General features: G+C 64.7%; 18 protein-coding genes. 11 read left to right on the top strand and 7 right to left on the bottom strand.

Going from position 1 to position 16,819, the window contains the following annotated elements; translation table 11 throughout:
- Positions 1-15: 15 nt before the first annotated feature.
- On the bottom strand, positions 16-537 hold the full coding sequence (locus OG326_RS33325) for a L,D-transpeptidase (RefSeq protein ID WP_327141100.1): 522 nt from the start codon (positions 535-537) through the stop codon (positions 16-18).
- Positions 538-695: 158 nt separating this feature from the next.
- Between OG326_RS33325 and OG326_RS33320 the strand changes: the two genes are divergently transcribed.
- On the top strand, positions 696-1,136 hold the full coding sequence (locus OG326_RS33320; protein WP_327141099.1) for an SRPBCC family protein: 441 nt from the start codon (positions 696-698) through the stop codon (positions 1,134-1,136).
- A gap of 1 nt (position 1,137) precedes the next feature.
- On the opposite strand, the gene OG326_RS33315 is transcribed toward OG326_RS33320, so the two are convergent.
- Positions 1,138-1,728: an NUDIX hydrolase gene (locus OG326_RS33315; RefSeq protein ID WP_327141098.1), complete on the bottom strand. Its 591-nt coding sequence runs from the start codon at positions 1,726-1,728 to the stop codon at positions 1,138-1,140.
- Complete coding sequence (locus tag OG326_RS33310) at positions 1,725-2,630, bottom strand: helix-turn-helix domain-containing protein (RefSeq protein WP_327141097.1); 906 nt, start codon at positions 2,628-2,630, stop codon at positions 1,725-1,727. The genes OG326_RS33315 and OG326_RS33310 overlap by 4 nt, the downstream gene beginning before the upstream one ends.
- A gap of 218 nt (positions 2,631-2,848) precedes the next feature.
- On the opposite strand from OG326_RS33310, the gene cysD reads away from it, so the two are divergent.
- The 6 genes from cysD to OG326_RS33280 all read left to right on the top strand — a co-directional run bounded on the left by cysD (position 2,849) and on the right by OG326_RS33280 (position 10,318).
- Positions 2,849-3,754: a sulfate adenylyltransferase subunit CysD gene (cysD, locus tag OG326_RS33305; RefSeq protein ID WP_327146655.1), complete on the top strand. Its 906-nt coding sequence runs from the start codon at positions 2,849-2,851 to the stop codon at positions 3,752-3,754.
- Positions 3,754-5,640: an adenylyl-sulfate kinase gene (gene cysC / locus OG326_RS33300; protein WP_327141096.1), complete on the top strand. Its 1,887-nt coding sequence runs from the start codon at positions 3,754-3,756 to the stop codon at positions 5,638-5,640. Before cysD ends, cysC begins: the two co-directional genes overlap by 1 nt.
- Positions 5,641-5,673: 33 nt before the next feature.
- Positions 5,674-6,873: a hypothetical protein gene (locus OG326_RS33295; protein ID WP_327141095.1), complete on the top strand. Its 1,200-nt coding sequence runs from the start codon at positions 5,674-5,676 to the stop codon at positions 6,871-6,873.
- A complete protein-coding gene (locus OG326_RS33290; protein ID WP_327141094.1) occupies positions 6,870-7,664 on the top strand; it encodes an SDR family oxidoreductase in 795 nt (264 codons plus the stop codon). The genes OG326_RS33295 and OG326_RS33290 overlap by 4 nt, the downstream gene beginning before the upstream one ends.
- Before the next feature lie 61 nt (positions 7,665-7,725).
- Entirely contained in the window at positions 7,726-8,859 is a 1,134-nt protein-coding gene (locus tag OG326_RS33285; RefSeq protein ID WP_327141093.1) for a sulfotransferase family protein, read from the top strand.
- A 106-nt stretch (positions 8,860-8,965) separates the two neighbouring features.
- Positions 8,966-10,318 (top strand): TIGR03118 family protein, encoded by a 1,353-nt coding sequence (locus OG326_RS33280; RefSeq protein ID WP_327141092.1) that lies wholly within the window; start codon positions 8,966-8,968, stop codon positions 10,316-10,318.
- Positions 10,319-10,381: 63 nt separating this feature from the next.
- Here OG326_RS33280 and OG326_RS33275 read toward each other — a convergent pair whose 3' ends face one another.
- Positions 10,382-10,591, bottom strand: coding sequence for a DUF397 domain-containing protein (locus tag OG326_RS33275; protein WP_327141091.1), 210 nt, complete (start codon positions 10,589-10,591; stop codon positions 10,382-10,384).
- Positions 10,588-11,475: a helix-turn-helix domain-containing protein gene (locus OG326_RS33270; RefSeq protein ID WP_327141090.1), complete on the bottom strand. Its 888-nt coding sequence runs from the start codon at positions 11,473-11,475 to the stop codon at positions 10,588-10,590. Before OG326_RS33270 ends, OG326_RS33275 begins: the two co-directional genes overlap by 4 nt.
- 704 nt (positions 11,476-12,179) lie before the next feature.
- On the opposite strand from OG326_RS33270, the gene OG326_RS33265 reads away from it, so the two are divergent.
- A complete protein-coding gene (locus OG326_RS33265) occupies positions 12,180-12,809 on the top strand; it encodes a glyoxalase (RefSeq protein WP_327141089.1) in 630 nt (209 codons plus the stop codon).
- 47 nt (positions 12,810-12,856) lie between these two features.
- Here the strand turns inward: OG326_RS33265 and OG326_RS33260 are convergent, their stop codons facing one another.
- Positions 12,857-13,267: a MarR family winged helix-turn-helix transcriptional regulator gene (locus tag OG326_RS33260; protein WP_327141088.1), complete on the bottom strand. Its 411-nt coding sequence runs from the start codon at positions 13,265-13,267 to the stop codon at positions 12,857-12,859.
- A 99-nt stretch (positions 13,268-13,366) separates the two neighbouring features.
- Here OG326_RS33260 and OG326_RS33255 point away from each other — a divergent pair, with 99 nt between their 5' ends.
- The 3 genes from OG326_RS33255 to OG326_RS33245 all read left to right on the top strand — a co-directional run bounded on the left by OG326_RS33255 (position 13,367) and on the right by OG326_RS33245 (position 15,359).
- The gene (locus OG326_RS33255) at positions 13,367-13,891 is read left to right on the top strand and encodes a YbhB/YbcL family Raf kinase inhibitor-like protein (RefSeq protein ID WP_327141087.1); all 525 of its coding nucleotides are present in this window, start codon (positions 13,367-13,369) and stop codon (positions 13,889-13,891) included.
- A 668-nt stretch (positions 13,892-14,559) separates the two neighbouring features.
- Positions 14,560-15,039, top strand: coding sequence for a hypothetical protein (locus OG326_RS33250; RefSeq protein WP_327141086.1), 480 nt, complete (start codon positions 14,560-14,562; stop codon positions 15,037-15,039).
- 146 nt (positions 15,040-15,185) lie between these two features.
- Positions 15,186-15,359 carry a hypothetical protein gene (locus tag OG326_RS33245; RefSeq protein ID WP_327141085.1) on the top strand — a complete coding sequence of 58 codons (174 nt, stop codon included), beginning with the start codon at positions 15,186-15,188 and terminating at the stop codon, positions 15,357-15,359.
- Between the two features lie 62 nt (positions 15,360-15,421).
- On the opposite strand, the gene OG326_RS33240 is transcribed toward OG326_RS33245, so the two are convergent.
- Positions 15,422-15,985 (bottom strand): GNAT family N-acetyltransferase, encoded by a 564-nt coding sequence (locus OG326_RS33240; protein WP_327141084.1) that lies wholly within the window; start codon positions 15,983-15,985, stop codon positions 15,422-15,424.
- Positions 15,986-16,819 lie beyond the last annotated feature (834 nt).

The raw sequence follows: 16,819 nt of genomic DNA, 5'->3' as shown, positions 1-16,819 counted from the left end.
GTGCGTGGTGCGGAGCTAGCGGACGACTTCGATCACATCGCCCGGGTTGACCCAGCGGTAGAGGGTTTCGGCGCCCTCCGGAGTCATGCGGATGCAGCCGTGCGACTTCTCTTCGATCGGGCCGATATGGGTGGCGATATCACCGTTGAAGAACACGGCCCACTTCATCTCGGCATTGTGCATGGTGCTCCAGTGGTATTCCTTCTTGGAGGCCACGTGGAAGACGCCGGGAGGGGTTTCGAACCCGGGCCGTCCGTGCGAGATGGGTGTGGGGCCGTAGGTGACCTTGCCGTTCTCCATGAGCCAGGCCTCATTGTCGGAGAGGCTCATGCAGACTCGGGCCCCTTCGGACGTGCAGGGGGCCGTGACCGGCGCGGGCGCCGGCGGCTGAATGATGGACGGCACGCCGGGGACATCGGGCCCGCCGGGCCATAGTGGATCGGCCTGGGCGGCGCCCGCCATAACGAGGGACACCGCCGCCATGCCGGTGAGTACCGCGGTACAGGCCGTGCGATTACGGAAATGATTGCCACTCATGACGTTCCAACCTCGCTCATCCAGGGGCGCAGCAGTGCGCGCCGGTGGTGGGGACCACCTTCTTGGTCATGCATAGGAACTATCACTGCATCCTAGGGGGCAGAAACGGCGATTCGGCCGTATTGCCACCGTTGAGAACCGGCGTGTACAGCCGGGAAGTGGAAGACTCACGCTTCATGTGGGAGTACGAATACAGCGCCGAGACCGATGTCGATCCGGAGGCGCTGTGGCGCAGTTGGTCCGATCCGGACCGGTGGCCGGAATGGAATCCGGGAATCGAAAGCTTCGAGCTGGACGGGCCTTTCGCCGTCGGGACGACCTTCCGGATGACCTCACCGGACGGCGACACCGTCGAACTGCGATTCGTGGAGATCATCGAGGGCCGCCTCTGGGCGGACGTCTTCACCGGCGAGGGCTTCGAGATCCGCACCGATCACCGCCTGCAGCTGCTCGCCCCCGGCCGCACCATGGTGACCTACCGGACCGAGATCACCGGCCCCGCCGCCGACGCCGCAGGCCCGGAGATCGGCGCCCAGATCACCGCGGACTTCCCCGACGTCGTCGCCGGACTCATCAAATACGCGGGCGCGGCGGAGTAGCTCAGCGGTTATCGCGCTCGTGCAGTAGCAGCAGCCCGTAGGCGGCGACCGTCTGCGCGTCGGCGACCACGCCCTCGGTGATCATCGATTCCAGCTCGGCCCGGGAGAACCACGCCGCCCGCATGTCCTGTTCGGAGGGTTCGCGCTCGTGCGGCCCCTCCGTCAACCCCGTCGCCAGGTAGATATGGCCGTAGTGGGTGCTGGTGGCGGGCGCGGGCGCCACCCTGCCGAGGTAGGTCAGCCGCTCGGCGCGCAGGCCCGTCTCCTCGCGCAGTTCCTGCCGCGCCACCTCGGCCGGGTCGAGGCTCTTGTCGGCGACGGAGCCGCCCGGAAATTCCCAGCACCGTTGGCGCAGTGGATGTCTGAACTGCTCGACCAGGTGGAAGCGGTCGCCGTCCTGCGGCACGATGATCGCGAAATCGGACTTCTCGATCAGGGCGTAGATGGCCTGCTCCCCGTCGGGGCGGCGGATGATGTCCTCGCGGACTGTTATCCACTGGTTGGAGTAGATCTCGCGGGAGGTGAGGACGTCCATCCCGTGATCCTGCCCGAGTCCCGCCGCGCTGTCATCGGCGCCGGGCGGTGTTGTCATCGGCGCAGTGCGGTTCCGACAGTGGCGGCGGCGGTGACGGTCGCGGCGGCGAGCTCGCGCAGCCGGGCCGCGGGCAGGTGGGTGTCGGGGCACGCGACGATCGAGGCGACCACGGTGCCGTCGGGGGAGAAGACGGGGGCCGAGACCGAAACGACGGCATTGTCTTCGCCGAGCTCGTCGGGCAGATAGTCGATGGTGATGAGCTCGGTGATCATGGCGCTGAGCCGATGCCGCAGCGGATCGGTGACAGGCGAATGCGGCAGTGCCGCAAGGGCTTCCAGCATGGGCGTGGAATCGTCGGCGAGCCGCTCGACGGAATAGCCGCGCGTGCGAATGGCATCGAGGACCGCATTGAGCCGCGGCCGGTGCGCGGGCTCGGCGCCGGCCAGCCACTGCCGGCGGGCGGATTCGGGAGCCCAGGCGATGAATTCGCGGCAGACCGGCGGCGCGAAGGGCATACGACGACCGGCCCGCATCCAATGCACCGACGGGGTGCCGATCATCTCGGTGATGAGGATCGAATTCTGCTCGCGCTCGGCCAGGAAGGCCGGGACCTGTTGCGTCTGCGCCAGTTCGCGCATGGCGTCCGCGGCCAGGCGGCGAATGGGGAAGGCGGCCTCGGCGCGCCGGGCGACCGTCATCAGACCCAGGCCCAGGCAGTAATTGCCGTCCTCATCGCGAATGGTCCAGCCGTCGGCGGTGAGCTGGGTCAGTACGGCGTGCGCGGTGGCGCGGGACATGCCGGTGCCGCGAATGATGCGCGCGAGCGAGAGATGTTCGGCCGGATGCCGGGACAGCAGCTCGATGGTCTGCACCACGCGCCGGGTGGGCGGGGAGACCGCATTCGATTCGCTGGTGAGCGTGTTTTCCGACAGCGCGGTGGCGGAGCTGATTTCAGACACGGTGACCTCTGCTGCTCGTGCGTGCGGCGGCTTCCGGCGGGTGGACGCCCGGATGTGACGTACCAATTCGGTGCGGGGTATTGACCGTCACAGGCTAGCGACCTATCGTCGGTGTCACATAATCGAACAATAGCGTCGAATATTCGACAACGCAAGCCCGGAGCGGACACCACCCGGACGGGCACGTTGCCGGAAGACGCGGCGAGTGAGTGAAGCGAATGCGCGCGGGATACGAGTTGTCGCACTTGGACGCCCTGGAGGCGGAATCGGTGCACATTATTCGAGAGGTTGCCGCCACCTTCGAACGGCCGGTGCTGCTGTTCTCCGGCGGTAAGGACTCGGCGGTCATGCTGGAACTGGCGCGGCGGGCGTTCTGGCCCGCACCGCTGCCCTTTCCGCTCATGCACATCGATACGGGGCGCAATTTCGACGAGGTCATCAACTTCCGGGACCAGACGGCCGAGCGCCTGGGCGCGCAGCTGCTGGTGGGCCGGGTGCAGGACGATATCGACGCCGGCCGGGTCACCGAGGTCGCGGGGGAGACCCGCAATCGGCTGCAGACCGCCACGCTGCTGCGCAGCATTCGCGAGGAGCGCTTCGACGCGGTCTTCGGCGGCGCCCGGCGCGATGAGGAGAAGGCGCGGGCCAAGGAGCGGGTGTTCAGCTTCCGCGACGAGTTCGGCGCCTGGGATCCGCGGGCGCAGCGCCCCGAGGTGTGGAGCCTCTACAACGGCGCACACCGCAAGGGCGAGCATATTCGCGTCTTCCCGCTCTCGAACTGGACCGAGCTCGATATCTGGGAGTACATCGATCGCGCCGAGGTGGCGCTGCCGTCGCTGTACTACGCGCACCGCCGCAAGGTGATCGAGCGCGATGGAATGCTGTTGGCCGACAACAGGTTCCTGACCGCACAACCGGGTGAGAAGGTCTTCGAGACCACCGTGCGCTTCCGCACCCTGGGCGATGCCGACTGCACCGGCTGCGTCGAATCCGAGGCGGCGAACGCCACCGACGTGATCGCCGAAACCGCGGTCACCCGGCTCACCGAGCGCGGCGCCACCCGCGCCGACGACCGAATCTCCGACTCCGGCATGGAAGATCGCAAGCGAGAGGGCTACTTCTGATGCGCCGCAACCTTTTACGGCTCGCCACGGCGGGCAGTGTCGACGACGGCAAGTCGACCCTCATCGGGCGCCTGCTGTTCGACTCCAAATCGCTGTTCACCGATCAGCTCGACGCGCTCGAACGGGTCAGCCTGGCCCGCGGCAGCGGTCAGCCGGATCTGGCGCTGGTCACCGACGGACTGCGCGCCGAGCGGGAGCAGGGCATCACCATCGATGTCGCGTATCGCTACTTCACCACGCCGCGCAGGAAATTCATCATCGCGGACACCCCGGGGCATGTGCAGTACACCCGGAACATGGTGACGGGCGCGTCCACCGCGGATCTGGCGCTCATTCTGGTCGATGCCCGCAAGGGCGTCTCCGAGCAGACGCGCCGGCACGCCTTCCTGTCCTCACTGCTGGGCGTCGGGCACCTGGTGCTGTGTGTGAACAAGATGGACCTGGTCGACTGGTCCGAGCAGCGCTTCGAGGAAATCCGTTCGGAATTCGCGGATTTCGCGACCAAGCTCGATGTCGGCGACCTCAGTTTCCTTCCGCTCTCGGCGCTGCACGGCGACAATGTGGTCGATATGTCCGAGCACACACCGTGGTATCCGGGGCCGACACTGCTGCGGCATCTGGAAGAGGTGCACATCGCCTCCGACCGCAACCTCATCGATACGAGACTGCCTGTGCAGTACGTGATCCGCCCGCACGGCGAGAGCCAGCGCAGTTACGCGGGCACCATCGCGGGCGGCATCTTCAAGCCCGGCGACGAGGTCGTGGCGCTGCCGTCGGGCCGCACCAGTCACGTGACGGAGATCTGGGGACCGGGCGGCAGCAAGATCGACGAGGCCTTCGCCGGTATGGCGGTCTCGCTCACCCTCGACGACGAAATCGATATCGGCCGTGGGGATATGCTCGCCCGGCCCGGCAACCAGCCGCATCAGGATCGTGAGATCGATGCCATGGTGTGCTGGTTCTCCGATACCGCGCAGCTGCGGGCGGGCAATGACTACAGCATTCGCACCGCCACCCAGAACTCGAAGGTGCGGGTCACCGAGCTGGACTACCGGCTCGATGTGAACACCCTGCACCGGCAGACGGAGGCGGATCAGCTGGCGCTCAATGACATCGGGCGCGTCACCCTGCACACCCGGCAGCCGATCATGTTCGACCCGTACCGCGACAATCGCGCCACCGGCAGTTTCATTCTGGTCGACGAGACCACGAATCAGACTGTGGCGGCGGGCATGATCACCGCCCGGACGCCCGGCCTCACCGAGGCCACCAGTGATCGCGGACATCGCGCCACGGGGCGGCGGCCGCGGGCGAATGTGGTGTGGCACAACTCCGCGGTGGAGCGCACCCAGCGGCTCAGCGAAGGCGCGACGATCTGGCTGACCGGGCTGTCCGGCTCCGGAAAGTCGTCTATCGCAGTGGAATTGGAGCGCCAGCTGATCGCCTCCGGACGACCGGCCTATCTGCTCGACGGCGACAACCTGCGGCATGGGCTCACCAGCAATCTCGGGTTCACCGATGAGGACCGCCGGGAGAACATCCGCCGTGTCTCCGAAACCGCCGCGCTGTTCGCCGATGCGGGCACGATCGCCATCGTCTCGCTCATCAGCCCGTTCCGGGAACAGCGGCGGGATGCGCGAAAGCTGCACGCGGGCAAGCATTTGCCGTTCCATGAGATCTTCGTGGACACTCCGCTCGAGGAGTGCGAACTGCGCGATCCCAAGGGCCTGTACAAGCGCGCCCGTTCGGGGGAGCTGCCCGAGTTCACCGGTATCTCCTCGCCGTATGAGCGGCCCGAGTACGCCGAGCTCACCATTACCCCTGATCAGGGCACCCCTGCCGACGTTGCCCTCCGCATCCGCACCGAACTCGGCTTTATCTCCTAAGCCCTGTCTCTCAGAAGGAAGTGCTGACTCCTGATGGAACCCACCAACGACCAGGCCGAACTGCCGCTGACCGAGCCTTTCCTGGCTGCGGTCGCGGAGGCCGAAAAGCTCATTGCCGGAGCGGAATTCATTCGCGACGAGCACGATCTCGCCGAGGGCTACGACTATCTGCAGGGCAGTATTGCCGCGGTGCTGCAGCTTTCGCGGGCGCACGGCAAATCGCACCCGTACTTCGTGACCTCCACCGGGCCGTACACCAAGATGGGCCTGGATAATCCGGACACGCTGTACTACCACGCCACCGTCGAGCCGGACGGCGAATACCTGCTCACCGGTGTGCGGGGAAATACGGCCGACCTGAGCTTCCAGGTGCTCAAGGGTGATTACACCGCCACCGATGTGCCCAATGGTGACGATGCCTTCGACGACCGGCGGCTCGAGATCGCCGCGGACGGCAGCTATCAGCTGCGGTTCGGTCCGCCCAAGGAGAATCCGGGGCCGAACTACTTCGTGCTCGGCGAGGGCGCGTCCATGCTCGCGGTGCGAGAGGTGTACAGCGACTGGGCGAATGAGCGCAAGGGCAGTATTCGGATCGAGCGGGTCGACACCATCGGCACCGCGCCGGTCGAAGCCGATGTGACGGCCCTGCGCAAGCGGTACCGCGCGGCGGGCCGCATGCTGCTGACCCGGGTGAACACCTGGTTCAACTTCCCCAAGTGGTTCTATCTCAACCTGCCGGTCAACACCCTGACCGAACCCCGGCTCACGCCAGGCGGTTTGAGCACGCAGTACTCCTCGGTGGGTCACTTCGAGCTCGAGGACGATCAGGCGCTCATCATCACCGTGCCGAAATCCGATGCGCCGTACCAGGGTTTCCAGCTCGGCAGCCGCTGGTACATCTCGCTGGACTACTCCAACCACCAGACCAGCCTCAATCATGCTCAGGCACAGGTCGATCCGGATGGCCTGATCCGCATGGTGGTCTCCGCGCGCAATCCGGGGATCGCCAACTGGATCGAGACCACCGGGCGCAAGCTCGGCATTCTGCAGTTCCGCTGGCAGCGGGTGTCCGCACCCATTACCCCGGAGCAGGGGCCCACCATCGAACTGGTGCCCTTCGACAAGGTGGCCGAACGGCTGCCGCACTTCGCACACAATCAGATCGACGAGGCGGGCTGGCGTGATCGAATCGCCACTCGTCAGCGGGCTTTCGCAGGGAGGATGCTGGGATGACCAGGCTCAAAACGGGACTGCTCAACGACAAGGTTGTCGTCATGAGCGGCGTCGGACCGGGCCTGGGCCGGTCCATCTGCCTGGAGGCCGCGGCGGCGGGCGCGAAGGTCGTGCTCGCAGCGCGTACCGAATCCAAGCTGAAGGAGGTCGCGGCCGAGATCGAGGCCGAGGGCGGTGAGACGCTCTGCGTGCCTACCGATATCACCGACGACGAGCAGGTGCAGAACCTGCTCGCGCGCAGCGTGGAGACCTTCGGCAAGGTTGATGTGCTGGTGAACAACGCGTTTTCGGTACCGTCCATGAAGCCGCTGGCGCGCACCGACTTCCAGCAGATTCGCGACAGCATCGAACTCACGGTGCTCGGCGGGCTGCGCATGACGCAGGCGTTCACCGAGGTCCTCACCGAGACCAAGGGCAATGTCGTCATGATCAATTCGGCGGTGCTGCGGCACTCCGAGCCGCGCTACGGCAGTTACAAGGTCGCCAAGTCGGCGCTGCTTGCCCTGTCGCAGACCCTGTCGACCGAACTGGGGGAGAAGGGTATTCGCGTCAATACCGTTGCTCCCGGCTACATTTGGACCGAGCAGTTGAAGTGGTACTTCGGCGAGATCGCCAAGAAGTACGGGATCACGCAGGAGCAGGTGTACCAGCAGACCGCTTCCAAGTCCGATCTCAAGCGGCTGCCGCTGCCCGACGAGATCGCCCAGGCCGTCGTCTTCCTGGCCTCGCCGTGGGCCAATGCCATCACCGGCCAGACCCTCGACGTCAACTGCGGCGAGTACCACGTCTGATTACGAACGACCGGGAGTCTCTGTGCGACAGGGGCTCCCGGCTCCAGAAGGAGTTCTACCTATGAGCGCACGCACCTCCGTCGGCACCGTCGAGGATCTGCACGCCTCGGCCACCCGGGTCTGCGGCCTCGAAGATTTCGGCTCGGACGACTACCTGGAGGGCCTGAGCGTCCTGCTGGAGTCGTACCAGCGCGATGCCGGGCTCACCGAGCTCGGCTCGAAGATGAGCCGGTACTTCCTGCGCGGGGCACTCGTCGCCCGGGCACTGAGCGAGGCCTCCTGGAAGGCCAACCCCGGGTATGCCGAAACCTCGGTCACCAGGCCGATTTTCGTGACCGGGCTGCCGCGCACCGGCACCACCGCACTGCATCGGCTGCTGGCCGCCGACCCCGGCCATCAGGCGCTGGAGATGTGGCTGGCGGACTTCCCGCAGCCGCGGCCGCCGCGCGACACCTGGGCCGACAATCCCATCTACCAGCGCATCGACGCCGGATTCGCGCAGCACCGCATCGAGAATCCGGAATTCATGGGCGTGCACTACATGAGCGCCGCCGACGTGGAGGAGTGCTGGCAGCTGCTGCGGCAGACGCTCAAATCCATCGCCTACGAGTCGCTGGCGTATCTGCCGACGTACTCGCAGTGGCTGCGCAAGCAGGACTGGACCGACTCCTACACGCGGCACAAGAAGAATCTGCAGCTCATCGGGCTCGGTGACAGCCGGCGCTGGGTGCTCAAGAATCCGAGCCACCTGTTCGCGCTGGATGCGCTCATGGCGGTGTACCCGGATGCGCTCATCATCCAGACCCATCGTGATCCGGTGACGATCGTCGGATCCTCGTGCAGCCTTTCCGATCAGGCGGCGGCGGGCTGGTCCACCACCTTCGTCGGCGACAAGATCGGTGAGACGCAGCTGGAACTGTGGTCGCGCGGGCTGCGCGAATTCACCGCCGCGCGGGCGCGCTACAACCCGGAGCAGTTCATCGATATCGAATTCGACGAGCTGCGGGCCGATCCGATGGGGACGGTCGAGAAGATCTATACCGCCTTCGGGCTGGAGTTCTCCGATCCGGCGCGCGCCTCGATGGGTTCGCTCGACGAGGAGAGCAAGAGCGGTGACCGCAAGCCGGTGCACCGGTACTCGCTGGCCGATTACGGTCTGACCGAAGACCGGGTCAGGGCCGCATTCGACGTCTGAGGAATACCCGAAGTCCTTCCAGATATGGTTAGCGTCACCTAAATCGTCTATGGTTAGCGTCGCCTAACCGTGGGGTCACGCGGTCTGGACTGGAAGGACGAGGGAATTGAACGGACGCTGGAACGCCGCCCCGGTGCGCAAGAACCTGATGCGCATTACCGCGGTCGGCGCGGCGCTATTGCTCGCTGCGGCCTGCTCGAAATCGGAGCCGGACGCCACCGATGTGAAGTCGCTTGACGGAAACCATTATTCGCAGATCAATCTGGCTGCGAACAAGGATTCCTACAAGGCGCAGTTCACCTACCCCGATATGGTGAATGCCTGGGGCATTGCCGATCGTCCCAAGGGCGCGGGCGGGCACTTCTGGGTCGGCGCGGGCGGCAAGTCCTTCCAGTTCGTCGGTGATGTCACCAAATCGCAGGATCCCAAGTACCAGAAGATGTTCCAGGATCCGCTGAAGGTCGTCACCGTGCCCGGCGCGGATGCCGTGGTCGGCGATGACGACGACAGTGAGGGCAAGACGACCGGCGTCATCTTCAATCCGGCGCCCATCACCTCCGATATCTTCGCCGTGCACGATCAGCCGGTCAGCTATGACGGCAAGGATGAAAAGCTCACCGGCTCGGCGCGTTTCATTTTCGCCACCGACTCCGGCAAGATCTCCGGCTGGACCGAACAGGGCGCCACGCCCGGCGCGGTCGTGCGGCACGACGGTCCGGCCGTGCTCGAATTCGACGGCACCGCACAGGGAATGAGCTTCAAGGGCATTTCCCTGAGCCCCGACGGCAGCAAGCTGATCGCCGCCGACTTCGGCTCCGACCCGCAGGTCCGCACCTTCGACAAGGACTGGAAGCTGGTGTCCACCACCGGTTTCGCCAATCCCTTCGCCACCGGTGACGCCGTCGATCCGGCCGACGCGAACAAGGGCAAGAAGGTCAAGATCTGCGATCCCGCGCCGTTCAATGTCGCCACCATCGGCAACCGCATCTTCGTCACCTACGCGATCACGCAGGCCGACGAGAAGGACGCCACCAAGATCTACAAGGGCGAAGAGAACAAGCTCGACAAGGATCAGGAAGTCTCCGCCAAGGGCAAGCCCGAAAAGGGCAAGGTCGCCGAGTTCGACGCCAGCGGCAAGCTGGTCCGCACCCTCGATGACGGCGGCCGTTTCAACGCCCCCTGGGGCGTGGCCCTCGCTCCCCAGGGCTTCGGCCCGCTCTCCGGAAAGCTGCTGGTAGGCAACTTCGGCGGCGCCGGCCGCCTGCTCGCCTTCGACGATTCCACCGGCAAGTTCCAGGACTACGCCCGCGACGCCGACGGCAAGCCCATCGCCATCGACGGCCTCTGGGGCCTGCTCTTCGGCAATGGCGAAAGCCTCGGCGACGCCGACGCCCTGTACTTCACCGCCGGCCCGAAGGACGAGACCGACGGATTGTTCGGCAGCCTGCGCCTGAAGTAGAAGCTGTATGACGAAGGCCCCGAGTCGAATTCTGCTCGGGGCCTCGGCATTTGCAGCCGGGGGCTACGCCTGGTCGAACTTGCCCGCCTGAACGGCGGCATTGAAGGTGTCCCATTGGTTCGGGGCGAACACGAGAGCCGGTCCGCCTGGATCCTTCGAGTCCCGCACCCCGACCTGGCCGCCGCCCAGATGCGCGGCCTCGACGCAATCCCCGCCTGAGCTGCTGCTACGGCTTGATTTGAACCACTGGGCTCCAGATAGATCGGTAGTCACTGGCCATGCTCCTTGGCTATCGACAGTATGAGCTGCCTTGTTGTGTCCTCGTCCAACGCTACCCGGCTGATCTCGGTGAAAGCGTCGCGATATCGCCGCAATTCGGGCTCTCGCTCCAGATAGAGGTCTCCGGCGAATCCCTCGACAAAGATCACCGGCGGTTCTATCAGGCCTGTGGCGGGAAGCTTCGGAAATTCCAGCAGCGCAAAGGGTCCCACCAGTGAACCGAGGTGTCCGGAGCTGTCGAACGGCACTGTGCGGATGGTGACGTTGGGCAGTTGGGCGATCTCAGCAAGCTTGCGGAGCTGGTCGGCGACCACTCTAGGTCCACCGATCTGGTCGCGAAGAACGAACTCCGACAGGACGACCTCAACGGTGAAATCGGGGTCGAGTAACCGTTTCTGACGCTGCATGGCCATCTGAACGCGTCTTTCTACCTGCTCAGGCGTCAGTGCAGGTGATTCGGTCCACGCGATCGCACGGCGGTACTCGGGAGTCTGAAGTACCCCCGGGACCACGCTGCCCCGCCAGATTACGAGTTTTCGGGCCGCCTCTTCCAGTCCTATGTAGTGGTCGAAACCGACGTTGAGCTCGTCGGCGTATGCGCGCCACCAGCCGCCCCCGGATTTCGCCATAGTGCGGACTTCCAGAGCTAGCTCCAGCAAGGCAGTCCGCTGTTCGTCGTTCGCCCCGTACCCATCGCACAGGGCGTTGATGTACAGGTCCGACACCTTGGTGGGTAGCCCGTCCTCCATGCGTCCGATCGTCTGCGGAGAAACGCCGATAATCCTGCCGCCCTCGGACTGCTTCATCCCCTTCGCGTCTCGAAGCTTCTTCAATTCCCGGCCCAAAGCCCTTCGCGCGAGGGTAGATCCGGTAACCATCTCGTTCGCCTCACTATCGGATGCGTTGAATTTTGGAAGGCCCCGTCGTGGGAACACCCGGCTCGCGGTGTTCCGTGCTGGAATCTCCGCATCTCCGAGGTAGATATGGGGGATTTGAGATTCCAAAAATCAGTGATCGAGAGTCTACTCGTCATATCCCCTGGTGGACTTGGTTATTGGGGGTAGGAAACCTTCGTTAGCCCATCGAACCTATTGGAGAGGTGACCGAAATGTTTGGCCTTCCACCCATCGACCACAGCGCTGTTCCCCGGGAGTCGCTCACCGAGGCTCGCGCGCAGTCAATCATGCAGCAGCACAAGGAATGTCCTGTCACGGTCTGTCGCGTGAAATCGCAGGCGAAGCGGCTGTTGATCGAATCCGGAAAGCTTGTCCCCGCATTCGGCGGATGCATCGCCCCGACGATTCGCTCGAGCCGGTTGCCATGAACACTCCTGTGAGCCATGAGGTTCCGGACTATCCGGTAATGAATCTCGAAGCCGCCCAGCGCGGATGGGAGCGGCATCGGGAATGCGGTGACGGCTGCCCGGCAAAATCCTATTTTACGAAACTCGTCGCCCGCCTGGAAGGAAGCCAGGCCCCCTCCACTACGTGGAACATCTGGCGAACCACCGACTGAGTCTCAGTGGTGGGTTCGGTGGTCGGCACGGATGTGACCGCGGCGGCCCGAATCTAGCGTTATGAGCATGGAAATCAACGCAAACACCAGCACCGACATCAACATTCACCTCGAGGTCGCCGATCCCCAGGCCGCTGCCGCCACCTACGACGCCGCGTTCGGACTGGGTGAACGGCTCGGCTTCCGGACCTCCTCGGCCCCGACGACCGGCTTCCGCGGATTCATTCTGTCGCTGGTGGTGTCCCAGCCCTCCACTGTCGACAGCCTCGTCGGCACCGCGATCGAGGCCGGATTCACCGTCCTCAAGCCTGCGAAGAAGAGCATGTGGGGTTACAGCGCGGTGGTGCAGGCGCCGGAGGGGACGATCTGGAAGATCGCCACCTCGAACAAGAAGGACGTCGGCCCCTTCACCCGCGAAATCGACGACCTGGTGCTGCTGATGGGCGTCTCGGATGTGAAGGGCAGCAAGCAGTTCTACGCCGATCGCGGTTTGACGCCGTCGAAGAGCTTCGGCGGCAAGTACGCCGAGTTCGCACAGCCCGGCTCGCCGGTCACCTTGGCCTTGTACCCGCGTAAGGCCGCCGCCAAGGAAGCGGGAGTCTCCTTGGAAGGCGGTGGTTCGCACGGCCTGGTCATGAACAGCGGTATCGGTTCGTTCGCCGATCCGGACGGGTACGTGTGGGAGGCAACGGCCTGAGCGGGGCGATCAGGCTCCGTCAGCCGCTGCGTGAGCGGGTGTACGCCTCACATGCCGCCGGTGAGGAGTTTCTCGAGAACTGCGGGAAGGCTTTTGAGGACTGCCCGCTCCCGATCGGTCAGTTCCCGCTGCGCGACCCGCGCGATCCATGCCGCTCGACTCGTTCGTTCATCGTCGAGTCGGGCGCTGCCCTCGCTCGACAGTGTCACGATGACACGCCTCTTGTCGCTGGTATCGGCCGCGACGTCCACCAATCCCTGGTCCGCCAGCAGCCGCACCGTCCGAGCCATCGTCTGGTGGCGGACACGCTCCCGGTCCGCCAGGGCCACGATCGCCAGCGGTCCATCCCTGCGCAGATGACCGAGCACGGTGGCCTGCCCCGCCGGCATCGTGTCGACGCTTCTGGCGCGGCGCACGAATTTCCCGACGGCGACACGAAGTTGCTCGGCGTCGGCCACGGAGTACTCGGGATCCTTCACTGGACAAACTATACAGCTTCGCTGTACTTTCCGATATATACAGCAATGCTGTACATATCGCTCCAGGAGGACCCGATCATGAACTACAACCCGTACGCATTGGCCTTGCCCGCCATCGAATTCGACTTGCGCAGTGATGATTTCGAGAACGGCGGAGCCCTCCCGGCGTCCTGCTACAACACCGAGGCCGGTGCCAACCGATCTCCCGCACTGGCCTGGTCGGGCTTACCCGACGGCACCCGAAGCCTGGTCATCACCGCCTTCGACGCCGATGCACCCATCCCCGGCGGACTCTGGCATTGGGCGATCAAGGACGTGCCCGCCGCCGCAGGAAGCATCAAAGCCGACGCCGGGGCGAGCGGTGGCAGTAACCTGCCCGCCGGCGCCCTCACCCTGACGAATGATCTGGGGCAAGCGGCATACTCCGGGGTCCGGCCGCCGCCCGGCACCGGCACCCACCGCCTATTCGTCTGCGCGACAGCACTTTCGGTCGATCATTTGGAATTGCCACCCGCCGCCAGCCTTGCGATGCTCAACATCGTGATGATCCCGCACACTCTCGGCCGAGCGGTCATCGTCGGAACAAGCGACGCACCTGCCTGACCACCCCGGCGCAGGCAAGCGGCGAACTGTCCAGCTGGCGAACCGGTTTCCTGGCTATGGTCAGGTCAGGTAGTCGCTCACACTGGTGGGATGCTTCACCACCGAGCGACAGGTGACGACGGTGCAGCACAGACCCGAAACTACGATCATCGGTTCCCAGCCGCCGATGAAGGTTCGGATCCAAGATATCCTGCGCGACATTGGAATCTTCGTCCTCATCGACGTGATATCCGCTCATCGGTCCGAAGTGAACTTTCCCTGCAATCCATGGCCCTCACAGGCGGGTTTCCGTAAATCCATGCGCGACCTGCACGAGAAGTTCACCGGGACCGAGCGCGGAAGGCGGACATCCGCCACTGCCGCGGACCGCGCTGACCGACCCGGCCACGCGGCACGCCCGAAGATCAACTCGCAGAGATAATCTCGGCTGGTCGAACCCGCTGAACCGCCGAAGTGAGGGTATGGGGCTCGAATGAATCGACGTGCCGGCTAGCGGCCGGTTCGATCAAGATGACCCGCGGTGTGGGTGTTGTTCGGAGAGTGGACTTTCCAGCGGGACGCCGAATTGAAGTACGGGATTTTCAATTTGTGCGTGCGGGGCCTCACTACGTGGTTACCTCGGAGCGGCACTCAGGTGCCGGCAACGACTACTCCGACGGGAAGTACAGATGAGGCAAATGAGTTGGGCGGCCGTCACGGTGGCCATGATGGCGATACCGGTCGTCGCGGCGGCATCGGCGTCGGCCACGGTCGACAATGTGAATCTGACACAGGTCGACACCGGCATCGGCGGATGTGAAGGGGCAGGCAATACCTGCACGATCTTCGTGGCCACCAGCGGCGCGGACGCCCTGGCGCAGGTCACGGTCACCTTGGACGGGCAGAACGTCGGCACCTTCACCCCGCAAGCCGGATCCACCGCCGGCACCGGGATCATCCAGTACGTCTACCACTCGAAGCTTCCCGAAGGCGTCTACAGTCTCACCGCCACCCAGGGCTCGTCGACCAAGTCCATGGCGGTGCAGAACTGCGGCAACCAGCCGACCGGCAGCTCCAGCGCCTCGGCCCAGTGCACCGGAAACGATATCCTCGGCGCTCTGTTGATGCCGCTGATCATCCTCAGCGGCTCCGGTCACACGCAACTCTGACCGACCGGTCGGGGACGGTGGACGGAGGTCGCACTTGCGTCGACCGGCTAATCGGTAACCTGGACACCGAGGCCCGTGTCGGAAATCCCATGGCAGCAGGACAATTGGTCACCAGGCGGGCGGTGACACGAGTCGGAGGAGACATCATGTCGACGAGCGATGACCACGAGCAGGACGCTGATCCGCGCGCCAAGTGGCGCACGCTGCCTCCCGAACCCGTACCTTCCGTCGAGCAGACTCGCGTCGAGGGGAGCTCGTCGGATTACACGGTGCCCAATGTCGATCCGGGTCAGGATTTCACTCGAAACTACGGCGGCTAGCCGCCGTAGTGCGCTGACCGAACCGTCCAGCAGAAATCCGATGAGCTGGAGCTATCGACTGATCACGCCTTGAACGAGTGGAGGTTGGCCAGGCACAGGGTCTGCTCGGCGTCGAACCATTCAAACGTGCCGACCGGCTGGAAGCCCAGACGGATCGCGAGTCTGAGCGAGCGCTCATTGGCTGTCTGTGTCGAGATAAGAACCGGCTGATCCTGAAGCTCCTCCGCCGCAACGCATAACACCGCAGTGGCGGCCTCGCACGCCAGTCCGGCTCCCCAGGCGTCGGGGCGCATCAGGTAACCCAGTTCCAGTTCTTCACCGGTATCGGTGACGTGTCCTGGCCAGTCGGCTGGTCGCCGTTTGAGTTCGAATGTCCCGAGAAGGTCGTCGGTGGCCTTGTCGGCGATGATGAATGTGCCGGGCGTGGCCGTCGCGTTGGCTGCGCCGCCGATCTCGTCGAGGTACTGCTCGACACGCTGCCGTGGAAGCGGCCCACCGATATAGGCTCCGACCTGCGGGTCGGTGCGTAACTCGATGAGCCTGTCCCGATCGGTGTTCTGTGCCTTGCGCAGCAGAACTCGCTCCGCTGCAATCCTGTCCACCGACAACGTCGGCAACTGGCTCATGCGGCCTCCCTACTGACGGAACTGCCGCATGTCGCGCTGAGCGAACCGGCCAGCGCGGTGCGGCGAAAAATCAACTGGCCGTGCTCATCTGAGACCGCGGAGTCATCGCCAGAGTCAGGCCTATGCCGCCAAGTAAGCTGCCGACTCGAGCTCCATGGATTGCCATGCAGAACCGCCCCGAAACATGAACTGGGAACCTCATTCAGACCCTGATCGCGGCTGGTCCGGAATTCGTTGCCGATCACCAGGTTCCGGAGCTTTCTCCCCCGGAAGGCATGCCGCCCCACGCATTTCCAGATCCCCACCCCGCAACACTGTCCTTGCGGCCTCCGCCGAGCGGGCCGATACCGATACCGCCGTGATACGCGAGAAGATACGCCGCACGCCAACGCGGCCAGTCGAGATAGGCCGCCCCGGTGGCCTGCCGGTAGCGCCGATATTGCCCACGTGCCCTCGAGAACGGTCTGCGTGCCGCCTTCGCGGCTCCTCTCGCCGCAGCACGCGCCTGCGACATTTCGCGAGCGGAAAGCTCAACCGGCGCATCCGCGCAGATACCCGTGTTCCGCAACATCAGCACGCTCCTTCGTTCGCCGCCAACGCTCCACCATTGTCAGCCCATCCGAAAGACGCTGCCAGACCTCGCTTTCGGGCGATGAGCCGCAGGTCCCTCGAAGAGTCACGCCCAGCGGCTCAGCTATCCAACCAACGTGCTCCACGGCTCGCGTTGCACTCAGCCTCGGCTTACAACGCACTACATTGCCGAGTTGAGCACGTTCTTGTCGATTCAGCCGGACCTCCGCGGCGGCGGGTTCTCTGTTCGGCGGATCTGGACGC

Source organism: Nocardia sp. NBC_01327 (assembly GCF_035958815.1).
Taxonomy (GTDB): Bacteria; Actinomycetota; Actinomycetes; order Mycobacteriales; family Mycobacteriaceae; genus Nocardia.
This window is presented reverse-complemented; position numbering and strand designations above follow the sequence as displayed.

Bases quoted from the DNA above. Each gene is read 5' to 3' on its own strand.
- OG326_RS33325 (WP_327141100.1), bottom strand. From the start codon at position 537: ATGAGTGGCAATCATTTCCGTAATCGCACGGCCTGTACCGCGGTACTC.
- OG326_RS33250 (WP_327141086.1), top strand. From the start codon at position 14,560: ATGAGGCAAATGAGTTGGGCGGCCGTCACGGTGGCCATGATGGCGATA.
- OG326_RS33240 (WP_327141084.1), bottom strand. From the start codon at position 15,985: ATGAGCCAGTTGCCGACGTTGTCGGTGGACAGGATTGCAGCGGAGCGA.
- cysD (WP_327146655.1), top strand. From the start codon at position 2,849: ATGCGCGCGGGATACGAGTTGTCGCACTTGGACGCCCTGGAGGCGGAA.
- OG326_RS33245 (WP_327141085.1), top strand. From the start codon at position 15,186: ATGTCGACGAGCGATGACCACGAGCAGGACGCTGATCCGCGCGCCAAG.
- cysC (WP_327141096.1), top strand. From the start codon at position 3,754: ATGCGCCGCAACCTTTTACGGCTCGCCACGGCGGGCAGTGTCGACGAC.
- OG326_RS33270 (WP_327141090.1), bottom strand. From the start codon at position 11,475: ATGGTTACCGGATCTACCCTCGCGCGAAGGGCTTTGGGCCGGGAATTG.
- OG326_RS33265 (WP_327141089.1), top strand. From the start codon at position 12,180: ATGGAAATCAACGCAAACACCAGCACCGACATCAACATTCACCTCGAG.
- OG326_RS33295 (WP_327141095.1), top strand. From the start codon at position 5,674: ATGGAACCCACCAACGACCAGGCCGAACTGCCGCTGACCGAGCCTTTC.
- OG326_RS33285 (WP_327141093.1), top strand. From the start codon at position 7,726: ATGAGCGCACGCACCTCCGTCGGCACCGTCGAGGATCTGCACGCCTCG.
- OG326_RS33255 (WP_327141087.1), top strand. From the start codon at position 13,367: ATGAACTACAACCCGTACGCATTGGCCTTGCCCGCCATCGAATTCGAC.
- OG326_RS33315 (WP_327141098.1), bottom strand. From the start codon at position 1,728: ATGACAACACCGCCCGGCGCCGATGACAGCGCGGCGGGACTCGGGCAG.
- OG326_RS33290 (WP_327141094.1), top strand. From the start codon at position 6,870: ATGACCAGGCTCAAAACGGGACTGCTCAACGACAAGGTTGTCGTCATG.